The organism is Lepagella muris (genome assembly GCF_004793975.1).
In the GTDB taxonomy this organism is placed as follows: Bacteria; Bacteroidota; Bacteroidia; order Bacteroidales; family Muribaculaceae; genus Lepagella; species Lepagella muris.
In genome coordinates, this window is sequence record NZ_SRYB01000011.1 from 25,958 (window position 1) to 42,152 (window position 16,195).

A 16,195-nucleotide genomic window follows, 5' to 3' on the forward strand; every position below is an offset into this window, starting at 1 on the left:
AAATGAAGAGAATCACCTCCATAATAGCTGCAATAATAATGACAATCAACTGTTTTGCCAAAATTAATATATGGGAAAATACAGATTGCCATAAAAAGGTAAAGCTAACTCCTTATATAGTCAATGGCGATAATAATATCGGGATTATTGTATGTCCCGGTGGGAGTTACTTTTGGCATGATAGCGAAACCGAGGGGCATGAAGTGGCTAAATGGCTCAACAATAACGGAATTTCTGCGTTTGTTTTGGACTATCGAACTGCCTATGTCCCCGCATTTATATTCCATCATCGGTATCTATTTAGAGGAAATCGTTATCCTGACCCACAAGATGATTTACGACAGGCTATAAAAATAGTAAGAGAGAACGCAAGTGAGTTTGGGGTGGATTCTACTAAAATTGGGGCCATGGGATTTTCAGCAGGTGGACATCTCGTAATGTCTTCTGCAGAACTATTTGATCCGCAATATCGACCGAATTTTATTGTTCCGATATACCCTGTTGTTACCATGACTGAAAAATGCGTTCATAAAAGGTCTCGCAGAGGATTATTGGGTGATAATAAACAGAATGACCCGGAATTAAAGAATTTACTTTCACTAGAAAGACATGTTCCGGAAGATTGTCCGCCTGTCTTTTTGGTGAATTGTAAGGATGACCCTATTGTGGATTACCACAATTCTGTATTGTTGGATTCGGCTCTCACGTCAAAGAACATTCCTCATCAATATCTTTTGTTTGAGACAGGAGGACATGGATTTGGTGCATCTGAAACAAAGGGTTCTGCTGAATGCAGGGAATGGAAAGAAGCATTCCTAAACTGGATAAAGACAATATTCTGATAAAGATACTTCCAAATGACTAAGATTGCACTCAAAATACATGACTTCATGCAGAGCCGCAGAAGGTTTTGCCTTCTGTCGTTTATCATAGTCACGTCAGTCCTCTCCTGCCTGTTGCTACGTCTGGATTTTAAAGAAGATATTTCGGATTTTCTTCCATTGGAAGGCAATCATCAGGAGGCGATGCAGGTCTATCAAGATGTGTCGGGGGCAAGTAAGATTATTGCCATATTTCAAGCGTCAGATTCGCTTAATGCAAATCCTGACGATATGGTGGAAGCAATCGATTATTTTGAAAATATCGTCTCTGAAAAAGATTCTGCTGCATATGTCAGGGAATTGACTACGCAAATCAACTTGGAGAAGATTTCGGAATATACCGACTTCGTCTATTCTAATATCCCTTATTTCCTCTCCGAGGAAGATTATACGAGAATGGACAGTCTGCTGAATACCCCCGGCTATATTTTATCTCGGCTTGAAGAGGATAAGGAACTGTTAATGTTCCCCACATCCGGATTGCTGTCTGAAAATCTTCAAAGAGATCCGCTCAATCTTTTCTCTCCCTGCGTAGGTAGGCTTCAAAGTGGCCAGTCTGCAGATAATATTGAGATGTATGACGGTTATATCTTTACTCCGGATATGAGCCGCGCCTTGGTTCTAATGGAATCTCCATTTGGAAACAGTGAAACTCATAACAATGCCGTTTTAATGGATTTCCTTGCGGAACGGGCAAACGAGGTTGAAAACGAGTTTTCAGGAGTGACTGTTCATTACATCGGGGGGCCGGCCATTGCAGTCGCCAATGCTACACAAATTAAAGAGGACAGTCTGTTATCCATTGCAATTGCCGCAGTTCTGATTGTGGCGTTACTTATTATTGTATTTAGAAAGGCTTGGAACATTATCCTTATTGTCATTTCGGTTGGATGGGGATGGTTGTTCGCAATGGCGATGGTATCGGTGATTCATAGTAGTGTTTCATTGATTGTTGTGGGAATATCAAGCATTATACTCGGTATTGCAGTCAATTATCCGCTCCATCTGATAGCTCATACTGCGCACACAGGTTCGATGAAACAAGTGCTAAGAGAGATAATAGCTCCCTTGATAATAGGTAATATAACCACTGTAGGAGCGTTTGTTGCACTTGTCCCATTGAAAGCGGCTGCTCTCCGCGATTTGGGGATTTTCAGTGCTTTGATTCTTATTGGCACCATTTTATTTACCGTTGTATTTCTGCCTCATGCAGTTCGTAAAAAAGGAAACCGTCAACATGAGATTTCTGTCAAATGGCTAGATTGGTTGAGCAACATTAGACCGGAAAAAAAACGTTGGGTTGTCCTTGGCGTGGTGTTACTCACTGTCATATTTGGCTATTTTAGTCTCAAAACAGACTTTGACTCTAATATGAGCCATATAAATTTCATGACCGACCGTCAGAAAGCGGATATGGTATATTTTAAGGAACTGACAAGCAATAACTCAGACAACACTGAAACTTTATATGTTGTAAGCTCCGGAAACACGCTGGATGAGGCTATTGATAACAATGCCGCGTTAAGACCCAAACTCAAACAAGAACTTGCTTCGATTGATAGCGTTTATCAATCTGACATGCAATTTCTACCATCATCAAAACAGCAAGCTGAAAGATTGGAAAGGTGGACTAATTTTATAGCGACTCATAAAACTCTTTTGACAGATTCCTTGACGCAGGGGGTACTTACAAAGGGCTTCCAGAAAAAAGCATTCTCTCCCTTTGAAGATATTCTATCAGGAGAATATGCCCTCCAAGACAAAGACTTCTTTAGCCCTCTTAATTCCATTAATTCTCAGCACCTCAGCATTGACAGTATAAATGGGAAATACCGGGTTGTCAATCTGATTTCTGTGCAGAAAGACAAAATGGAAGTTCTCCGTCAAAAGATTGATAGCCTCGAAGGGTCCCATTTCTGCTTTGATGTGCAAAGTATGAACAGTGCTATTGCCAATGGCCTCTCAGACAACTTCAGCTATATTGGATGGGCCTGTAGTTTGATTGTGTTCTTTTTCCTATGGGCTTCTTTTGCCTCCATTGAATTGGCTTTGCTCTCGTTCCTGCCTATGGCAGTCAGTTGGATTTGGATTCTGGGAATTATGGGAATGACCGGAATACAATTCAACATTGTCAATATTATTCTCGCTACTTTCATCTTTGGACAGGGAGATGATTACACAATCTTCATGACCGAAGGCTGTTGCTATGAATATGCTTTTAGGAAAAAGATGCTTGCTTCCTACAAAAGTTCGATTCTTGTGTCCGCTCTCATTATGTTCATCGGAATCGGAACTTTGATATTTGCAAAACATCCGGCACTCCATTCATTGGCTGAGGTTACCATTGTTGGTATGCTCTCGGTTGTATTGATGGCTTATCTATTGCCTCCTTTGGTATTCAATTGGATCACAAAATCTCATGGCAAATATAGGAAACGCCCTCTAACGCTCGGACCGTTACTTCGTACTTGGTTCTGTGGAGCATGGTGGCTATCTCAATTACTAATCGGATATATCTTGGGCTTCTTCCTGTTTATTATTGGTCCGAGGACACCAAAAACACTGGCTCTTTTCCATCGTTTTGTCACTTGGTCACATAGAATTGACCTTAAATTGATGCCCGGTGTTAAATTCAGAATGCACAACCCGTATAATGAGACTTTGAATAAGCCCTGTGTTATCGTGTGCAACCATCAGTCCTTGCTCGACCCGATGTATTTTATGGCATGGAGTCCTAAGATTCTCATTGTGGCAAATGAGAGGTCAAGTATGAATCCGGTGGTTCGTATAATGTTCAAGTGGTTGGGATTCTATACAATCCGGCAGTCCAACTTTACTGCATGGAAGGATTCTTCTTTGGAGAGAGACTTGGAGATTTTCAAGAAGTATGTCGAGGAAGGCTATTCAATAGCCTTCTTTCCGGAAGGAATGCGTAATCCCGATTCTTCCATTCTCAGATGCCATAAAGGACCGTTCTATCTTGCAAAGCAACTTAACATTGATGTTTTGCCTGTGTTGCTGCATGGCGTTAACTATCTTATGCCCATCCAAAGCTTTGCCTGCTACAAGGGAGAAATCAATATGCGGATAGGTAAACGGATAACATCGTCAAGTCCTATATGGAATGAATCATACTCTGCATTCGCCCAGAATGTTCATCGCCACATGAAGGTTGAATACAAGGCAATGTGTTGCAAGTATGAGACGGCAACCTATTTTGCATCTCTTGTAAAAGACCGTTATCGATATAAGGGGACGGAACTATTACAGGAAGTAACCCGTAACCTAAAAAAGCACAACAATTATTCCGATTTGGTAGACCATACTCAACCGGGATGTGTTGTTATTAAAAATTGTGGATATGGTGAAATGGCTCTATTGATGGGTCTTGTCCATCCCGACATCAAGGTATTTGCAATTGATTCGGACGAAGAAAAAATAACAGTAGCAAAATATGCTGCTGAGGGAATTGTTACTAACGTAGAGTTTCAGACCTCTATGGATTTATCAACGATAGAAAACTTAAAGCTTTATGAATTTTCAGTGTAAACAGACATACGTTCCTAAAAAAGTATGTGGTGCAATATTGGCCGGTCTGATATTGTTTTCCTCTCTTCATGTCAACGCTCAGGAACCAATTACCATCAATAGCGACAACTCTGTCACAATTACTTATATAGATCCGAAAGCCGAGAAAGTAGAAGTACAGGGTACATTCTTCCAAAAAGGGAATTCTTTAATTCCTATGGCTGGAATGTTCTCCAAAGATGGTAAAGCTGAAATGACGAACACTGGAAATGGAGTTTGGACTTATACGTCGCAGCCGCTCAGTTCTGAACTCTACTGGTACGATTTCGTAGTGAATGAAGATTCTGTGCGTTTCGATAAAAGGAATAGGGACACAACTCGGGATATAGGCTCTACCTATAACTATTTTATCATCAAGGGCGGGATTGGAGATAACTTTACTGATGCGCAAACAAAAAAAGGCACATTAGAATATGATTGGTACCCATCATCGTTGAATGGAATGAGTAAACGCCGTATGGCTGTATATCTTCCTCACGGATACAAATCATAATCTCGACGCTATCCAGTCCTTTATCTCCTTCATGGTTCGGGAGGTGATGAAACTGCGTGGGCTGATTGCGGTCGTTTATCCCAAATAATGGATCATCTTATTGCAAATGGCACATGTGAACCAATGATTGTTGTCATGCCCAACGGCAATGTGGAGTTAGCAGCCGCTCCCGGAGAAGATCCTAACAATCCGAATGTTCAACCTTCTAGCAACAATGTTTCATCGATGTTTGGTAAATTCGAGAAATCATTTGTCCCCGAGATTGTCAATTATGTTGACAAGAATTATCGTACGGTTGCAGATAAGCAACATCGAGCCATAGCTGGGTTGTCTCTTGGTGGCCTTCATACACTGTACACCTCATTAAATAATCCTAATGAATTTGATTACATTGGATTATTCTCGGCTCAAACAACAAACGCTCTTGGAGACAAAAGTGTCGGCGGATTGAAAAGTATAGGAGAAGGTTGGAAGCAACTAAAGCAAGCACTTCCTTTTTTAGGGGGTGGTAGCGTTGACCGAAAGATTAGCAGTATCACTGGAGGAGAATCCGATAAGAATTTGGATATATATGATAATTTTGATTGGAAATTGAAGAATTTCTTTAAGAAAAATCCCAGACTCTTCTATATCGCCGTAGGGAAGGATGATTTTACAAAGAAACTTAACGATGACTTAAGAAAAAAACTTAACAAGGGTTGCTATACTTTTTTGTATAATGAATCAGATGGTGGACACACTTGGAGCAACTGGCGTAAGTATCTGATTGACTATCTTCCCCGATTGTTTAAAAATTGATAACTACAGAAAATGAAAGAACATATTAGAACTTTACTGGAAGACCTTCTTCCTCTCGTAGATTTAGATTCGGACTTCCTTTTTGCCGAATTGGATTCTCTTGGCGTAACGACTATTTTGATGGTGCTGTCTCAGGAATATGGCATTGAACTAGAAGCTAAAGATGCCACTCCCAAGAACCTCCGTTCGCTTGACAGCATAGTCGAAATGGTAAACCGTAGGCTGGCAGAAAAATAAAGGTTATATGAACCGACTGGAAGATTATCTACGTGAACATGCACAATCTTCGCCCCAGAGGATTGCTTTCCAAAATTCCGATGGAATTTTGACTTATAGTGAACTATGGACGGCGGTCTGTGAACGTGCGTCGGAAATTGAATCCGAAACCTCCCGTGTCTATGTATTAAGATCCGCGCATGATTTTGATTTCATCATAGACTATTTCGCAGCTCACAAGGCCGGGAAAGTGGTTGTTCCTCTTGAAAAGGACTTGCCCGATGCTCAATTTCAGGGAATACTGGAATTGACATCGCAGGCTGATATGCCGGGAGATGTAACCGACATACTTTTTACGACCGGAACAACCGGTAAACAGAAAGGGACTATGATTAGCCAAGGTATCATTATATATGATGCTGAAAACTTGATTGATGCACAAGGCTTTTCTTCGAACCTGACGTTTATTATTACCGGTCCGCTTAACCACATAGGAAGTTTGAGTAAGATATGGCCGTCAATAATAGTTGGTGCTTCCATTTATATCATGGACGGGCTCAAAGACTTGCCAGCTTTCTTTAAGGTGGTTAAGGATGCTCCTTGGAAGGTGGCTACTTTCCAAGTTCCGGCCAGTCTCCGTATGATGATACAATTCGGTGAGAAACAACTAAGGGATTGTTCTGAAAAATTTGATTTCATCGAAACTGGAGCCGCTCCAATTTCGCAATCCGACATGGAGAAACTATGCGAATTGCTTCCGCATACTCGTCTTTATAATACTTACGCCTCCACAGAGACCGGAATAATCGCGACCCATAATTTCAACGGAGGATATTGTGTAGCTGGGTGCTTAGGAAAGCCGATGAAACACTCAGCCTTAACAATTGATGATGATGGGTTTATTGTATGTCAAGGTAAGACGCTAATGATTGGCTATTGCGGAGACCTGGATGAAACAAATCGAGTTCTCAGAGAGAATAAAATCTTCACGAAAGACAAGGGAATCCTCGATGAAGAGGGCCGATTGCAATTAGCCGGACGAGATGGAGATATTATAAATGTCGGAGGGTTCAAGGTAAATCCTGTTGAGGTTGAGGATGCCGCCCAGTCGATGCCGGAGATTGATGACTGTATTTGTATTCCATCACAGCATCCGGTATTAGGAATAGCACTCCGTCTTCTCTATGTTGTAAAAGAAGGTCTTTCCGTTGAGAAGAAAGCGTTAGCCAAACACCTTGCATCAAAGCTTGAAGGTCATAAGGTTCCTCAGTTATATACCCAAGTCGATAAAGTTGAGCGCACCTACAACGGTAAGCTCAACCGAAAAGCGTATAGCCCGAAGTAGGAATAACTTTGAAACTCATCTTTCCAATTGTCCATGTGGTGGTTGGGATAACGGCCTTTGAAGACGCGATAGCAGATTGGGGTTCCCTTGGGAATGCGTTTGCTGCCGTAGCCCATGCGGTCGATGTAGATGTCATAGCCTTCGGCTTTTAGGCGCCGTGCTATATCGTTGGCGAAGTCTTGTATCGGACAATTTTTGTAAATTTCAGGGAAGTCGACAAAAAATGGAAGTTCATGGTTTTGATTTCTGATGCAAAGTTATTCCTCTCATATCGCAAAAGGTGATACAGCTTTACGAATTTTCAAAAAATAAATCAGAAATCAAAATCCAATCCGGCTTTTTTAGCTTGGGAATGCTGATGTTCCCTCGGAATATGGTATTGACGACCGTCTTTAATCAGATATGAGCCAGTCTGATGAAAGTTGAACGGTACTCCCGACTCCCGGCATTGTCTTTGCATATCAAGAACCCAGTTAAAGTCCAGAGGTCTGGCATATTTGCCGGATTCACCACCGACCGAGACCTCCTCAATCAATTCCGGATTGAGGTATTTGCTTATGTCAATCTTTTCTATCATTGGCGCGACAATTACCATGCGGTGCTTGATTGGCAATGAGAGAAATATCGGCAAACGATAATCTGCGCGGTCCTGATTTTCGACCGTGCACCCGATACCAACATGGTTATATCCTTCGCCCCAATCATCCGGGAAGCACTGCATAAGGCGTTCTATGCGTTTTGTGAAGAAAAAGAATGTGCAATCAGTCCGTTGGCGGATAATATCCCAGATTTCATCACGCCACTCATCGGCTTCTTCAATCAGAAAATCAGAGGTGAAGCACAGCGCAAATTCCGTGCCTGACGGAAATTTCCAATTCTTCTTTCTATCGCGCTTTATAGGTAGATTGAACGATGCCGTTTTACGCACTTCATTTGACGGTGTGACCGTGCCAAACGCCGCATCCTCACGGTAAACGTAACAATGCTTGCATCCCGTACTTATCTTGTGGCAACCATGCCACGGATTCCACATCGGCATAATTCAATCTCCGCAACTGTCAAGTCCTAATTGCACAATATCTTCTGAATCCTCAATCACTTCGGGACTGCACATCGACTCTTCCGCTGCTTTTACTGCGCGACGTGCGTCTTTGGCTTTCTTCTTAGCCTTGCGTTTGATCTCGTCCTCTATGAGTTGCTGTTTCAGAGATTTTACAACCTCAGGTTTTTCACGTTTGAAACGTTTCTCATATAGATTTTCAATGTGCTGTGGCAGTAGTGTCTTCCACGGTTCCTGCTTATGATTGTCAATCTTGCGAAGTGAATCCGGTTTGAATCCAAGTTCACGCGCCATCTGTACCTGCATGTCAGAAAGATGGTGACGCTTCTGCGCCACCATCCAGTCTTGTATGATTGTCCGTCTCGAAGCCATAACTATTGTTTCTTAGTATAACGCCAATCAAAGTTTTATAGTTGTCCTTTGCAGAGGCAATCGTTAAGGTGGTCATCTACGAAGCCTGTGGCTTGTAGATGGGCGTAGCAGATTGTTGAGCCGAAGAATTTGAAACCTCGCTTCTTCATATCTTTAGCGATTGCATCCGACTCAGGCGATGTGACCGGAATATCAGCCATTGTTGCCGGATGATTTACAACGGGGAAATCTCCGTGAAAGACAGACCTCAGATAGTTGAAGAAGCTGCCGAACTCTTTCTGAATCTCGATGAACAGCCGGGCATTGGAAATAGCCGACTGGATTTTACGGCGATTCTTGACTATTCCGTCAAATTTCATCAATCGCTCAACATCTTCTTCGGTCATGGCAGCAACTTTCTCAACATCGAAGTTGTGAAATGCCTCACGATAGCCTTCTCGTTTGCGCAGGATTGCTATCCAAGCCAGTCCAGCCTGTGCGCTTTCCAACGTGAGGAACTCAAAGAGTATATGGTCATCCGTGACAAGGCGACCCCATTCTTCATCGTGATATTTCACATAAAGAGGGTCGTCTCCGCACCACGGACAACGACTCAGTTTCTCAGATACCATTTTAATCCCAGTCATTAAGGTTGGCTATTATGCGGTCGATGTCACTTTCATCAAAAATCTCCGGCTGTTTCTCGTGACAATGACAGTCACCATCGCAATGACAACCGCATTCACAGGTATCCGTCAGTTCTTCGACTGTGTTCTCATTTTCATGTCCCATCTTACTTCGCCACCACCTTCTTGAACTCGGCTGCGGGTTTGAAAGCCGGGATATTGTGAGCCGGGATAATGATAGTTGTATTCTTGGAGATGTTACGGGCAGTCTTTTCCTTGCGCTCCTTTACGATGAATGAGCCGAAGCCACGGAGATATACATTTTCGCCGTGTGCGAGGCTGTCTTTGATTGAAGTCATCAGTCCTTCTACTACTGCGAGTACGCTTGCTTTCTCGATGCCAGTTGTCTTGGCAATCTCGGTTACTATTTCCGCTTTTGTCATATTATTTTTTGAAATTGGGTATGCAAAATTAGCGAAAAATCCTGATATTTGGAATAATAAGTTGCCTCTCGCCGCCTCCAAAGGCGGCCGAAATTTTTAGGATTTTGAGCGTAAATCAGCGGAGCAATTCTTCACAGGATTGCTCCGCTTGGCGTATATTACGACTATTGGCTATTATTGCTCCTTTCTGCAAGCCATTCATCGCGCCATTGGCGACAAAGTTCAATAGTGGGTGCTGTTGCTGAGAATAATTCGCCATCGGTATGACGATATTCGTATATCTATTGGAATTTCTTTGAATATGGGCGATAGGGATTGTAGGCTTTAGAGTATAGTTCTTGTCCCAACTTGGGAATTAAGAAGTCATATTCAGAATTGCACATATAATGTTTTGATTGTGACCTCCACCGGTGCGGTGGAGGTCGGGTTAAACTTATGCTCTCTTTCTCTCTGCTATCATCTTGATGTTGTCGCTGATAATTTTGGTAATGCGGTCTTGATATTGGCAGACCTTGTTGGCGAATGCCCTGCATTGAATGATTGAGTAGTCTTTGAGGGAGATTTCAATCGTGGCGATTGTCTTGTCCTTGATTTTGGCGGAGAATACCAATGTGTTCTCTTTGAGGTAGTAGGACGATGAACCTACACAGATGTGCTGACGGCTTCCCTCATCATAATACTCGGCTACGGAGTTTAGGGTATGGACAACGATTTCTCCGTCTGTCATAACCAATCCGGTGTATTTGCCTTTGAGTTCCTCAAACTTGGCTTCATCTTCCTCCGCTCTCTTGCGGTCTTTCTCTCTCTGCTCCTTGATACGCTGACGTTCAGCCTTTGCCACATATTCATCGTGTACGGCTTTGAGGTCTTTGGGTGCTACCAACGTGGGGGAATGGAGGTCTCTGCCCATTCTATCCAACATCTTGATGTAGTCAAACCACATCTGAGGGTCGTCAATCTTGTAACCTGCCCTGCGTGCCACCTTGATTGTGTCCCAATATTTGTCAACCTCTTTAGGGTGGTGGCAAAGGTAACGGAACAATCCTTCCTCTCCGGCTTTCATCAGAGTCTCAGCCTTGGGGTTGGTGAGCAACTGCTGAAACATCATCACGGGGTGTGCGCCATAGGTAAAGGTTGTGTAGCCATTACGTTTGATGGTGTCAGTGACCTTTGTCCTTGGATAGACCCATTGGTTGGCGATGTGCCAGAATGCGTCATTGTCGTGTCTGATTTCCAATGGAGAGCCGAAAGCGAATGAGTCAATGTAGTGACCCAATGTGCGCTGAAGCCCCACTACGGTGGTGTGTCCGTGCTTGTCAATCCAATAGGAGCCGATTTCAATGAAGCCGGGATTTGCCTTCATTCCTTTGCGGAACTCCACAATCATCAGAAACATTCGGATTACTTGAAAACCCTTGACTGCGGTGACGATGATGAAGTAGGATTTATCCCTTACAACTCGCTGGGTGGTAGCCTTGACCTCAACCTTTGCGCCACAATGGGGACAACGGCACATTCCTTCCTCGGCTTCCCACTCGTGACCGCATATCAGACACACGGCTTTCCCTTTCTTGAATCTAAGGGCATAGTTGTCGATTGTATGGGTCAGTGCCCACTGCATTTGGGCGGTGGTGAGTGGGCGAAGCTGCCCACTCATTGCCAATATCTGCTCTTGCTTCTTATTTCTCGGTTTCATAGTCGTATGCTTTAGAAGTCATCTCCGAAGAGATTGGGTTGAACATTGATTTCTGCACCTGCTTTCGGTGCGGTGGCGGTGTGCTTGGGTGCGGTTGCCTTCGGCTGGTTCTGTCTGCGGATTTCGCGGAGTTGTTCTTCCTTGTACTGCTCCATAGCCTGTTCCTTTGCCTCGGCTCTCTCAGTGTCGGTGAGTTCCTTTGCAACCGCTATCTTGCAGTTGACATTGGGGACATCCTCCAAATTTTCATCGTAATAATGAAGGATTAGAGAGAACACGCTATCCGAGTCCATAATGGTGAGTCCGCTTTTCTGCACCTCGTGAGCCACATAGTTCAGTGCCTTTTCCAATGACTTCGCCGGATTTGCGTACTTGATAGCGAGGATAGGGTCGCTTGCGCAACGCTCCTCCATATAGTTACGGACAACCTCCATAACTGCGTTTGATGATTTCATTTCGTTTGCCATAGTCGTATATATTTTAGAATGTTAAGACAAAGTATATCATTGCAATAAGGGTTAGTATGCTGATGAGCCACCCTATACCTCTTATCATCGGTTTCACTACCACCCAAAGAACAATCCCGATTACTATTCCGAGTATTATCCCGACCACCTTAGTCAGCCGTCTTAATGCGGTATGAGCTGGTGATGGTGTGAAGCTCGAATTTCTAATATGTCGGTTATTTTGTGTCATAAGGCGATATTTTTTTATTTGATTTTCCGCTTAATGCGTCTAATCACTGTTTGAAGTATGTTCGCTCGTTTATTATCCCTGCGTGACGGGAAATAGCGGGCTGTTCGCCGACGGCAGGAAAATACTACCCGTAGGGCTGGAGATTTTTCTGACAGGCGGCAAAAGAATAGCCCGTTACCGGCACGTTATTCCATCACGAGCGAATATGCTTTCCAATAGATGATTGCATTATGCTGAAATTGCCGAATAAACATAGAGCCGAAGTTGCCTCTTTGGAGACACAGAATAACCGACATACGGAAATGTTTTTTCTAAAATCAGTTGAAGTGTTACCTACATGAAATTTGAAATGCCACACTCCCGGAAAGGCGAATGTATGTGACGGAATCAGGAAATGGAGGCATGCCGTAATGCACAGAGGCCGTCACAATCTTTCGCATCGTGGAGTGCTGACAACGGAAGAATGGCGCGACGGCTAAACGAAACGGGTAATGGAGCGGGCGTTAAGAATACGGAGTTGCAGATAAGCAAGAGCAGGATTGGCGAAGCTCCGGCTCCGGCGTTCAGCAACTCGGTGTTTAGCCCGCTCTCATTCTCAGGTAATGCGGTCGGCGGTAGAGCAGCCTCCGGCAAACGCCGCGGACGGCATTGCCATTACCAGACATTGCCTCGCTGTGCGATGACAAGCCCAGCCGTCGTACCTCTCTGGAGTTTATATTTCTGAAAATCGCATCTGAATAAAGCATTGACCGTATTTAGCCTTGATTTTCTTGGAAACACCAAAAATTATGGCTAATTTTGCAGTTGGCCTGCAATATGGGCTTGAATTTTAGGTATAATACAAAATGATACGCGAATTCTGGACTGAAAACTACCTGTCAATTCGGGAACGTCAAACGATGAACTTTGAGACGGACGGCGATGATGGAAACTGGATGAGTGCCGAAATCACAAAAGGTGTTCATCTTGGCCGTGTGGGAATAATATTCGGAGCCAACGCTTCGGGTAAATCGAATATGCTCAAAGCGATGCAGAACGCTTTTGAGCTTATGTTCATTGACCGTAAAGACCGAAATGAAAGGGTGCATTCTGAAATGCCTTTTGCTTTGACCAAGGATCAGCCGACAAAGATGTTCGTGTCTTTTTATGCCGACGGTGTCAGATATGATTACATGATTTTATATCTCGGAAGCCATATCATAAGGGAGGAATTGAATTACTATCCCAATAAGAGCAAGTCTCTGTTTTATGAACGCGAGTTTGTCGGCGAAGACAGACAATGCGAGATTAAATTTGGAACAAGCATTGGCATAAAGGCGAAGACGCTCCGGGTTCTGAAAGAGCATACTCTCAACAATCATTCGGTCCTCTCCACATATGGAAAAGTGTCCTTGCCGGAAGACGCATGTAAGATTGCGGCACTGTACAATTGGATTAAGTCCCATGTACATGGAGTCAACAATGACGGCGGAAGCCTCGTCTCTCTTCTGAAAGAGGTAAGTCAGAATGAGAAAAAGAAAGAATTCTTCATACAGATGTTGAAAAAGGCTGATTTCAATATTTCAAATTTCAGCGTCATATCGGATGGCGTTGAAAACCATGTGGAGTTTGTAAATACATCAGATGAAGGTAACTTCATGTTGCCTCTCTCCACACAGTCTGCCGGAACAATTAAATATCTGGTTGATCTTAACTATCTGTATAATGCCATAACCGGAGACCATATCTATATGCTTGACGAATTAGGCGAGGATTTGCATTATGATCTGCTACTGTATTATATTCAGGTCTTCCTTGCCAATTCGTGCCAATCGCAGTTGTTTTTCACAACACAGGAGATGACATTGCTTTCAGAAGATCAGTTTAATGAAAACCGTCAATCAGTGTGGTTCGTAGAGAAGTCATCTGAAACGGCGGCATCTGAATATACCCGCGCTGACAAACTCGGCCTCCGCAGGGAACACTCACTCTACAATTCCTATCGTATCGGTCGGTTTGGGTCAAAACCTGTGTTGGGTTCGCCGTTCATCTTAAATCAGAAATGAGCCATGCCAAAAGTAAGGAAACAAACCACTGTGATTATCGGCGAAGGCCCTACGGAGTTCTTCTATCTCAATTCATTGAAGGATGAGTTCCGCCAGTTACAGAGCATCAAACCGGACACTCCGAAGAATACGAGCCTGCGTGAATTGGAACGCTCGATTGAATCTGCAATAGCAATCGGATATGACAGGATTTTTTGTCTTATCGACATGGACAATAAGAAGAAAGACCCGACAAGTTGGGCAGCCTATTCTGAATTGAAACGGAAATATCATGGCAAGAAGGTCCACAATGAGAAAAAGGGGCTCAATTATGAAGTCCGTTTCTTTGAGACTGACCGCTGCACTGAACTGTTCTTCCTTTATTATTTCAGATATACGGGACAAAATTATGCCGATTCAAAAAGCATAGAGGACGAGCTTTGCCGGATATGTGGATATGAAAAAACTCAACGGTTTTTCAGGACACATCCATTGCATCAATATTTCCAGAAGAAAGGCGGTGATTGGGTAAGGGCGATTGAGAATGCCCTGAAATCTGAGAAATGCCTGATTGACGGAGAACGGGATTATACCTATTCCGAAATAGGCTCAATGTTCAAAGAGCTGGGAATTGTCTGATTTTGTCAGTATAGTATGAAGTGTGTTCGCTCGTCAACACCACGGCACGATGGGGAAAAAGCATGGCTATCACAATAACTTAATTTCGGCAATAAGCAAGGTTCTATTGCCGAAATTAAGGAGGAGCGTGTTATTCCGAATTAATTCATATACCTTGCAGTGTTCAATGACATTGAACACCACGGTGTATTATAACTGGGATTGATGTAAAATGTGTCCCTGTTAAAAAAATGAATCCTGATATATTTGTAAAATTAGATTATTCTCCGCAATTTTGCATTATTCTCCAACACTCGGAGAATAATGCAAAATATCGTAGAACATGAAGGAGATAACAATCGCCGGACAGCAGATAGAGCTTCGGAATCTATCCAAGCAAGACCAAAAAGGTCTGTGGCTTGAACTCATTGCAAATTTCAAGATGATGCAGTTTGATTTCAATGGGCAGGTTATGCTTTTGCTTGTGGCCAAAGGTGAAATGGATTATACCAATGTGCAGCGTCGTAAGATTTCGGAAAGAATTGAAAGCATCAAGCATATTCCGGCTGTATTTTACTTTGACAATTTATTGACTTATGAGCGTGACCGATTAGTGGAGCAAGGAGTGTATTTTATCGTAGCCGATAAATTTGCATTTGTGCCTACCTTGATTATCAACAGGCTGTCAACAAAAAGTGAGATTAAAGAATTGTTTTATCCGTCAACACAATATATTCTTTTTTATCATCTACAGATCGAGAGCCTTGACGGTTTGTCGCTTAAAGAGTTGGAGGATAAAGTACCTTATAAATATAAGACAATCGCCAAATCCATAAAGCAACTTGAAGCATTGGGATTGGTTAGTCTGGAAGGCAGCAGGAATAAGAAACTTGTGTTTGAACTGTCAGGGAAAGAACTTTGGGATAAGGCGTCAACCAATCTAATTGATCCAATCAAAAGCATAGAATACACATCAGATGTATTTCCCGAAGGAGATATTGGCGGAATCTCGGCTCTGTCGCATTACTCAATGCTCGTCCCGGAGGATGTCCCGACAAGAGTTTTGACTGCGGAGTGGGTGCGTGAACATAAATACTCCATACCCGAATTGCACTCTTTTGAAGATACACAGCGCATCGAGATATGGAAGTATCCGCCGTCAGGCACTTCCGGCTATGTGGATAAATTGTCATTGTTCCTGACATTGAAAGATGATAACGACCCACGGGTTGAGAAAGAAATTGCAATAATGATGAATAAAATAAAATGGTAGGAGGACTTGAAAAATTCAGGGAAGCGTTTGCCGACTTCTCTGACAACTTTGTGATTATCGGAGACACAGCCTGCGATGAAGTCCTTT

General features: G+C 43.1%; 16 protein-coding genes and 2 pseudogenes. 10 read left to right on the forward strand and 8 right to left on the reverse strand.

Annotated features, from left to right (window positions below; all coding sequences use genetic code 11):
* Positions 1 to 2: 2 nt before the first annotated feature.
* The 6 genes and pseudogenes from E5331_RS08935 to E5331_RS08960 all read left to right on the forward strand — a co-directional run bounded on the left by E5331_RS08935 (position 3) and on the right by E5331_RS08960 (position 7,321).
* A complete protein-coding gene (locus tag E5331_RS08935) occupies positions 3 to 842 on the forward strand; it encodes an alpha/beta hydrolase (RefSeq protein WP_068960715.1) in 840 nt (279 codons plus the stop codon).
* A 15-nt stretch (positions 843 to 857) separates the two neighbouring features.
* Positions 858 to 4,430, forward strand: a complete 3,573-nt coding sequence (locus E5331_RS08940) for a 1-acyl-sn-glycerol-3-phosphate acyltransferase (RefSeq protein ID WP_068960655.1) — start codon at positions 858 to 860, stop codon at positions 4,428 to 4,430.
* Positions 4,414 to 4,962 carry an early set domain-containing protein gene (locus tag E5331_RS08945; RefSeq protein WP_135985947.1) on the forward strand — a complete coding sequence of 183 codons (549 nt, stop codon included), beginning with the start codon at positions 4,414 to 4,416 and terminating at the stop codon, positions 4,960 to 4,962. The genes E5331_RS08940 and E5331_RS08945 overlap by 17 nt, the downstream gene beginning before the upstream one ends.
* A 15-nt stretch (positions 4,963 to 4,977) precedes the next feature.
* A pseudogene (locus tag E5331_RS08950) lies at positions 4,978 to 5,760 on the forward strand (alpha/beta hydrolase); the annotation flags it as partial.
* Positions 5,761 to 5,772: 12 nt separating this feature from the next.
* Positions 5,773 to 5,997, forward strand: a complete 225-nt coding sequence (locus E5331_RS08955; protein WP_068960657.1) for an acyl carrier protein — start codon at positions 5,773 to 5,775, stop codon at positions 5,995 to 5,997.
* 7 nt (positions 5,998 to 6,004) lie between these two features.
* Positions 6,005 to 7,321 carry a class I adenylate-forming enzyme family protein gene (locus tag E5331_RS08960; RefSeq protein WP_068960658.1) on the forward strand — a complete coding sequence of 439 codons (1,317 nt, stop codon included), beginning with the start codon at positions 6,005 to 6,007 and terminating at the stop codon, positions 7,319 to 7,321.
* Here E5331_RS08960 and E5331_RS20365 read toward each other — a convergent pair.
* The 8 genes and pseudogenes from E5331_RS20365 to E5331_RS08995 form a co-directional block, all read right to left on the reverse strand.
* Positions 7,293 to 7,457 carry a hypothetical protein gene (locus tag E5331_RS20365; protein ID WP_168355191.1) on the reverse strand — a complete coding sequence of 55 codons (165 nt, stop codon included), beginning with the start codon at positions 7,455 to 7,457 and terminating at the stop codon, positions 7,293 to 7,295. The two genes, E5331_RS08960 and E5331_RS20365, sit on opposite strands and share 29 nt — an antisense overlap.
* A 177-nt stretch (positions 7,458 to 7,634) precedes the next feature.
* A complete protein-coding gene (locus E5331_RS08965; RefSeq protein WP_068960659.1) occupies positions 7,635 to 8,360 on the reverse strand; it encodes a DUF5131 family protein in 726 nt (241 codons plus the stop codon).
* Between the two features lie 3 nt (positions 8,361 to 8,363).
* Entirely contained in the window at positions 8,364 to 8,753 is a 390-nt protein-coding gene (locus E5331_RS08970) for a hypothetical protein (RefSeq protein WP_068960660.1), read from the reverse strand.
* A gap of 35 nt (positions 8,754 to 8,788) precedes the next feature.
* Complete coding sequence (locus E5331_RS08975) at positions 8,789 to 9,379, reverse strand: DNA-3-methyladenine glycosylase I (protein ID WP_232321500.1); 591 nt, start codon at positions 9,377 to 9,379, stop codon at positions 8,789 to 8,791.
* 146 nt (positions 9,380 to 9,525) lie between these two features.
* A complete protein-coding gene (locus tag E5331_RS08980) occupies positions 9,526 to 9,816 on the reverse strand; it encodes an HU family DNA-binding protein (RefSeq protein WP_256359325.1) in 291 nt (96 codons plus the stop codon).
* A 149-nt stretch (positions 9,817 to 9,965) separates the two neighbouring features.
* Positions 9,966 to 10,079, reverse strand: a pseudogene (locus E5331_RS08985) (DUF3873 family protein); the annotation flags it as partial.
* A 155-nt stretch (positions 10,080 to 10,234) separates the two neighbouring features.
* On the reverse strand, positions 10,235 to 11,497 hold the full coding sequence (locus tag E5331_RS08990) for a PcfJ domain-containing protein (protein WP_068960718.1): 1,263 nt from the start codon (positions 11,495 to 11,497) through the stop codon (positions 10,235 to 10,237).
* An 11-nt stretch (positions 11,498 to 11,508) separates the two neighbouring features.
* Complete coding sequence (locus E5331_RS08995) at positions 11,509 to 11,964, reverse strand: PcfK-like family protein (RefSeq protein ID WP_068960719.1); 456 nt, start codon at positions 11,962 to 11,964, stop codon at positions 11,509 to 11,511.
* 623 nt (positions 11,965 to 12,587) lie between these two features.
* Between E5331_RS08995 and E5331_RS09000 the strand changes: the two genes are divergently transcribed.
* From E5331_RS09000 to E5331_RS09015, 4 genes are all read left to right on the forward strand, one after another.
* Positions 12,588 to 12,917, forward strand: a complete 330-nt coding sequence (locus E5331_RS09000) for a hypothetical protein (protein WP_135985943.1) — start codon at positions 12,588 to 12,590, stop codon at positions 12,915 to 12,917.
* 121 nt (positions 12,918 to 13,038) lie between these two features.
* Positions 13,039 to 14,238: an AAA family ATPase gene (locus tag E5331_RS09005; RefSeq protein WP_068960720.1), complete on the forward strand. Its 1,200-nt coding sequence runs from the start codon at positions 13,039 to 13,041 to the stop codon at positions 14,236 to 14,238.
* 3 nt (positions 14,239 to 14,241) lie between these two features.
* A complete protein-coding gene (locus E5331_RS09010) occupies positions 14,242 to 14,856 on the forward strand; it encodes an RloB family protein (RefSeq protein ID WP_068960721.1) in 615 nt (204 codons plus the stop codon).
* A gap of 322 nt (positions 14,857 to 15,178) precedes the next feature.
* Positions 15,179 to 16,108 (forward strand): hypothetical protein, encoded by a 930-nt coding sequence (locus tag E5331_RS09015; RefSeq protein WP_068960722.1) that lies wholly within the window; start codon positions 15,179 to 15,181, stop codon positions 16,106 to 16,108.
* Positions 16,109 to 16,195 lie beyond the last annotated feature (87 nt).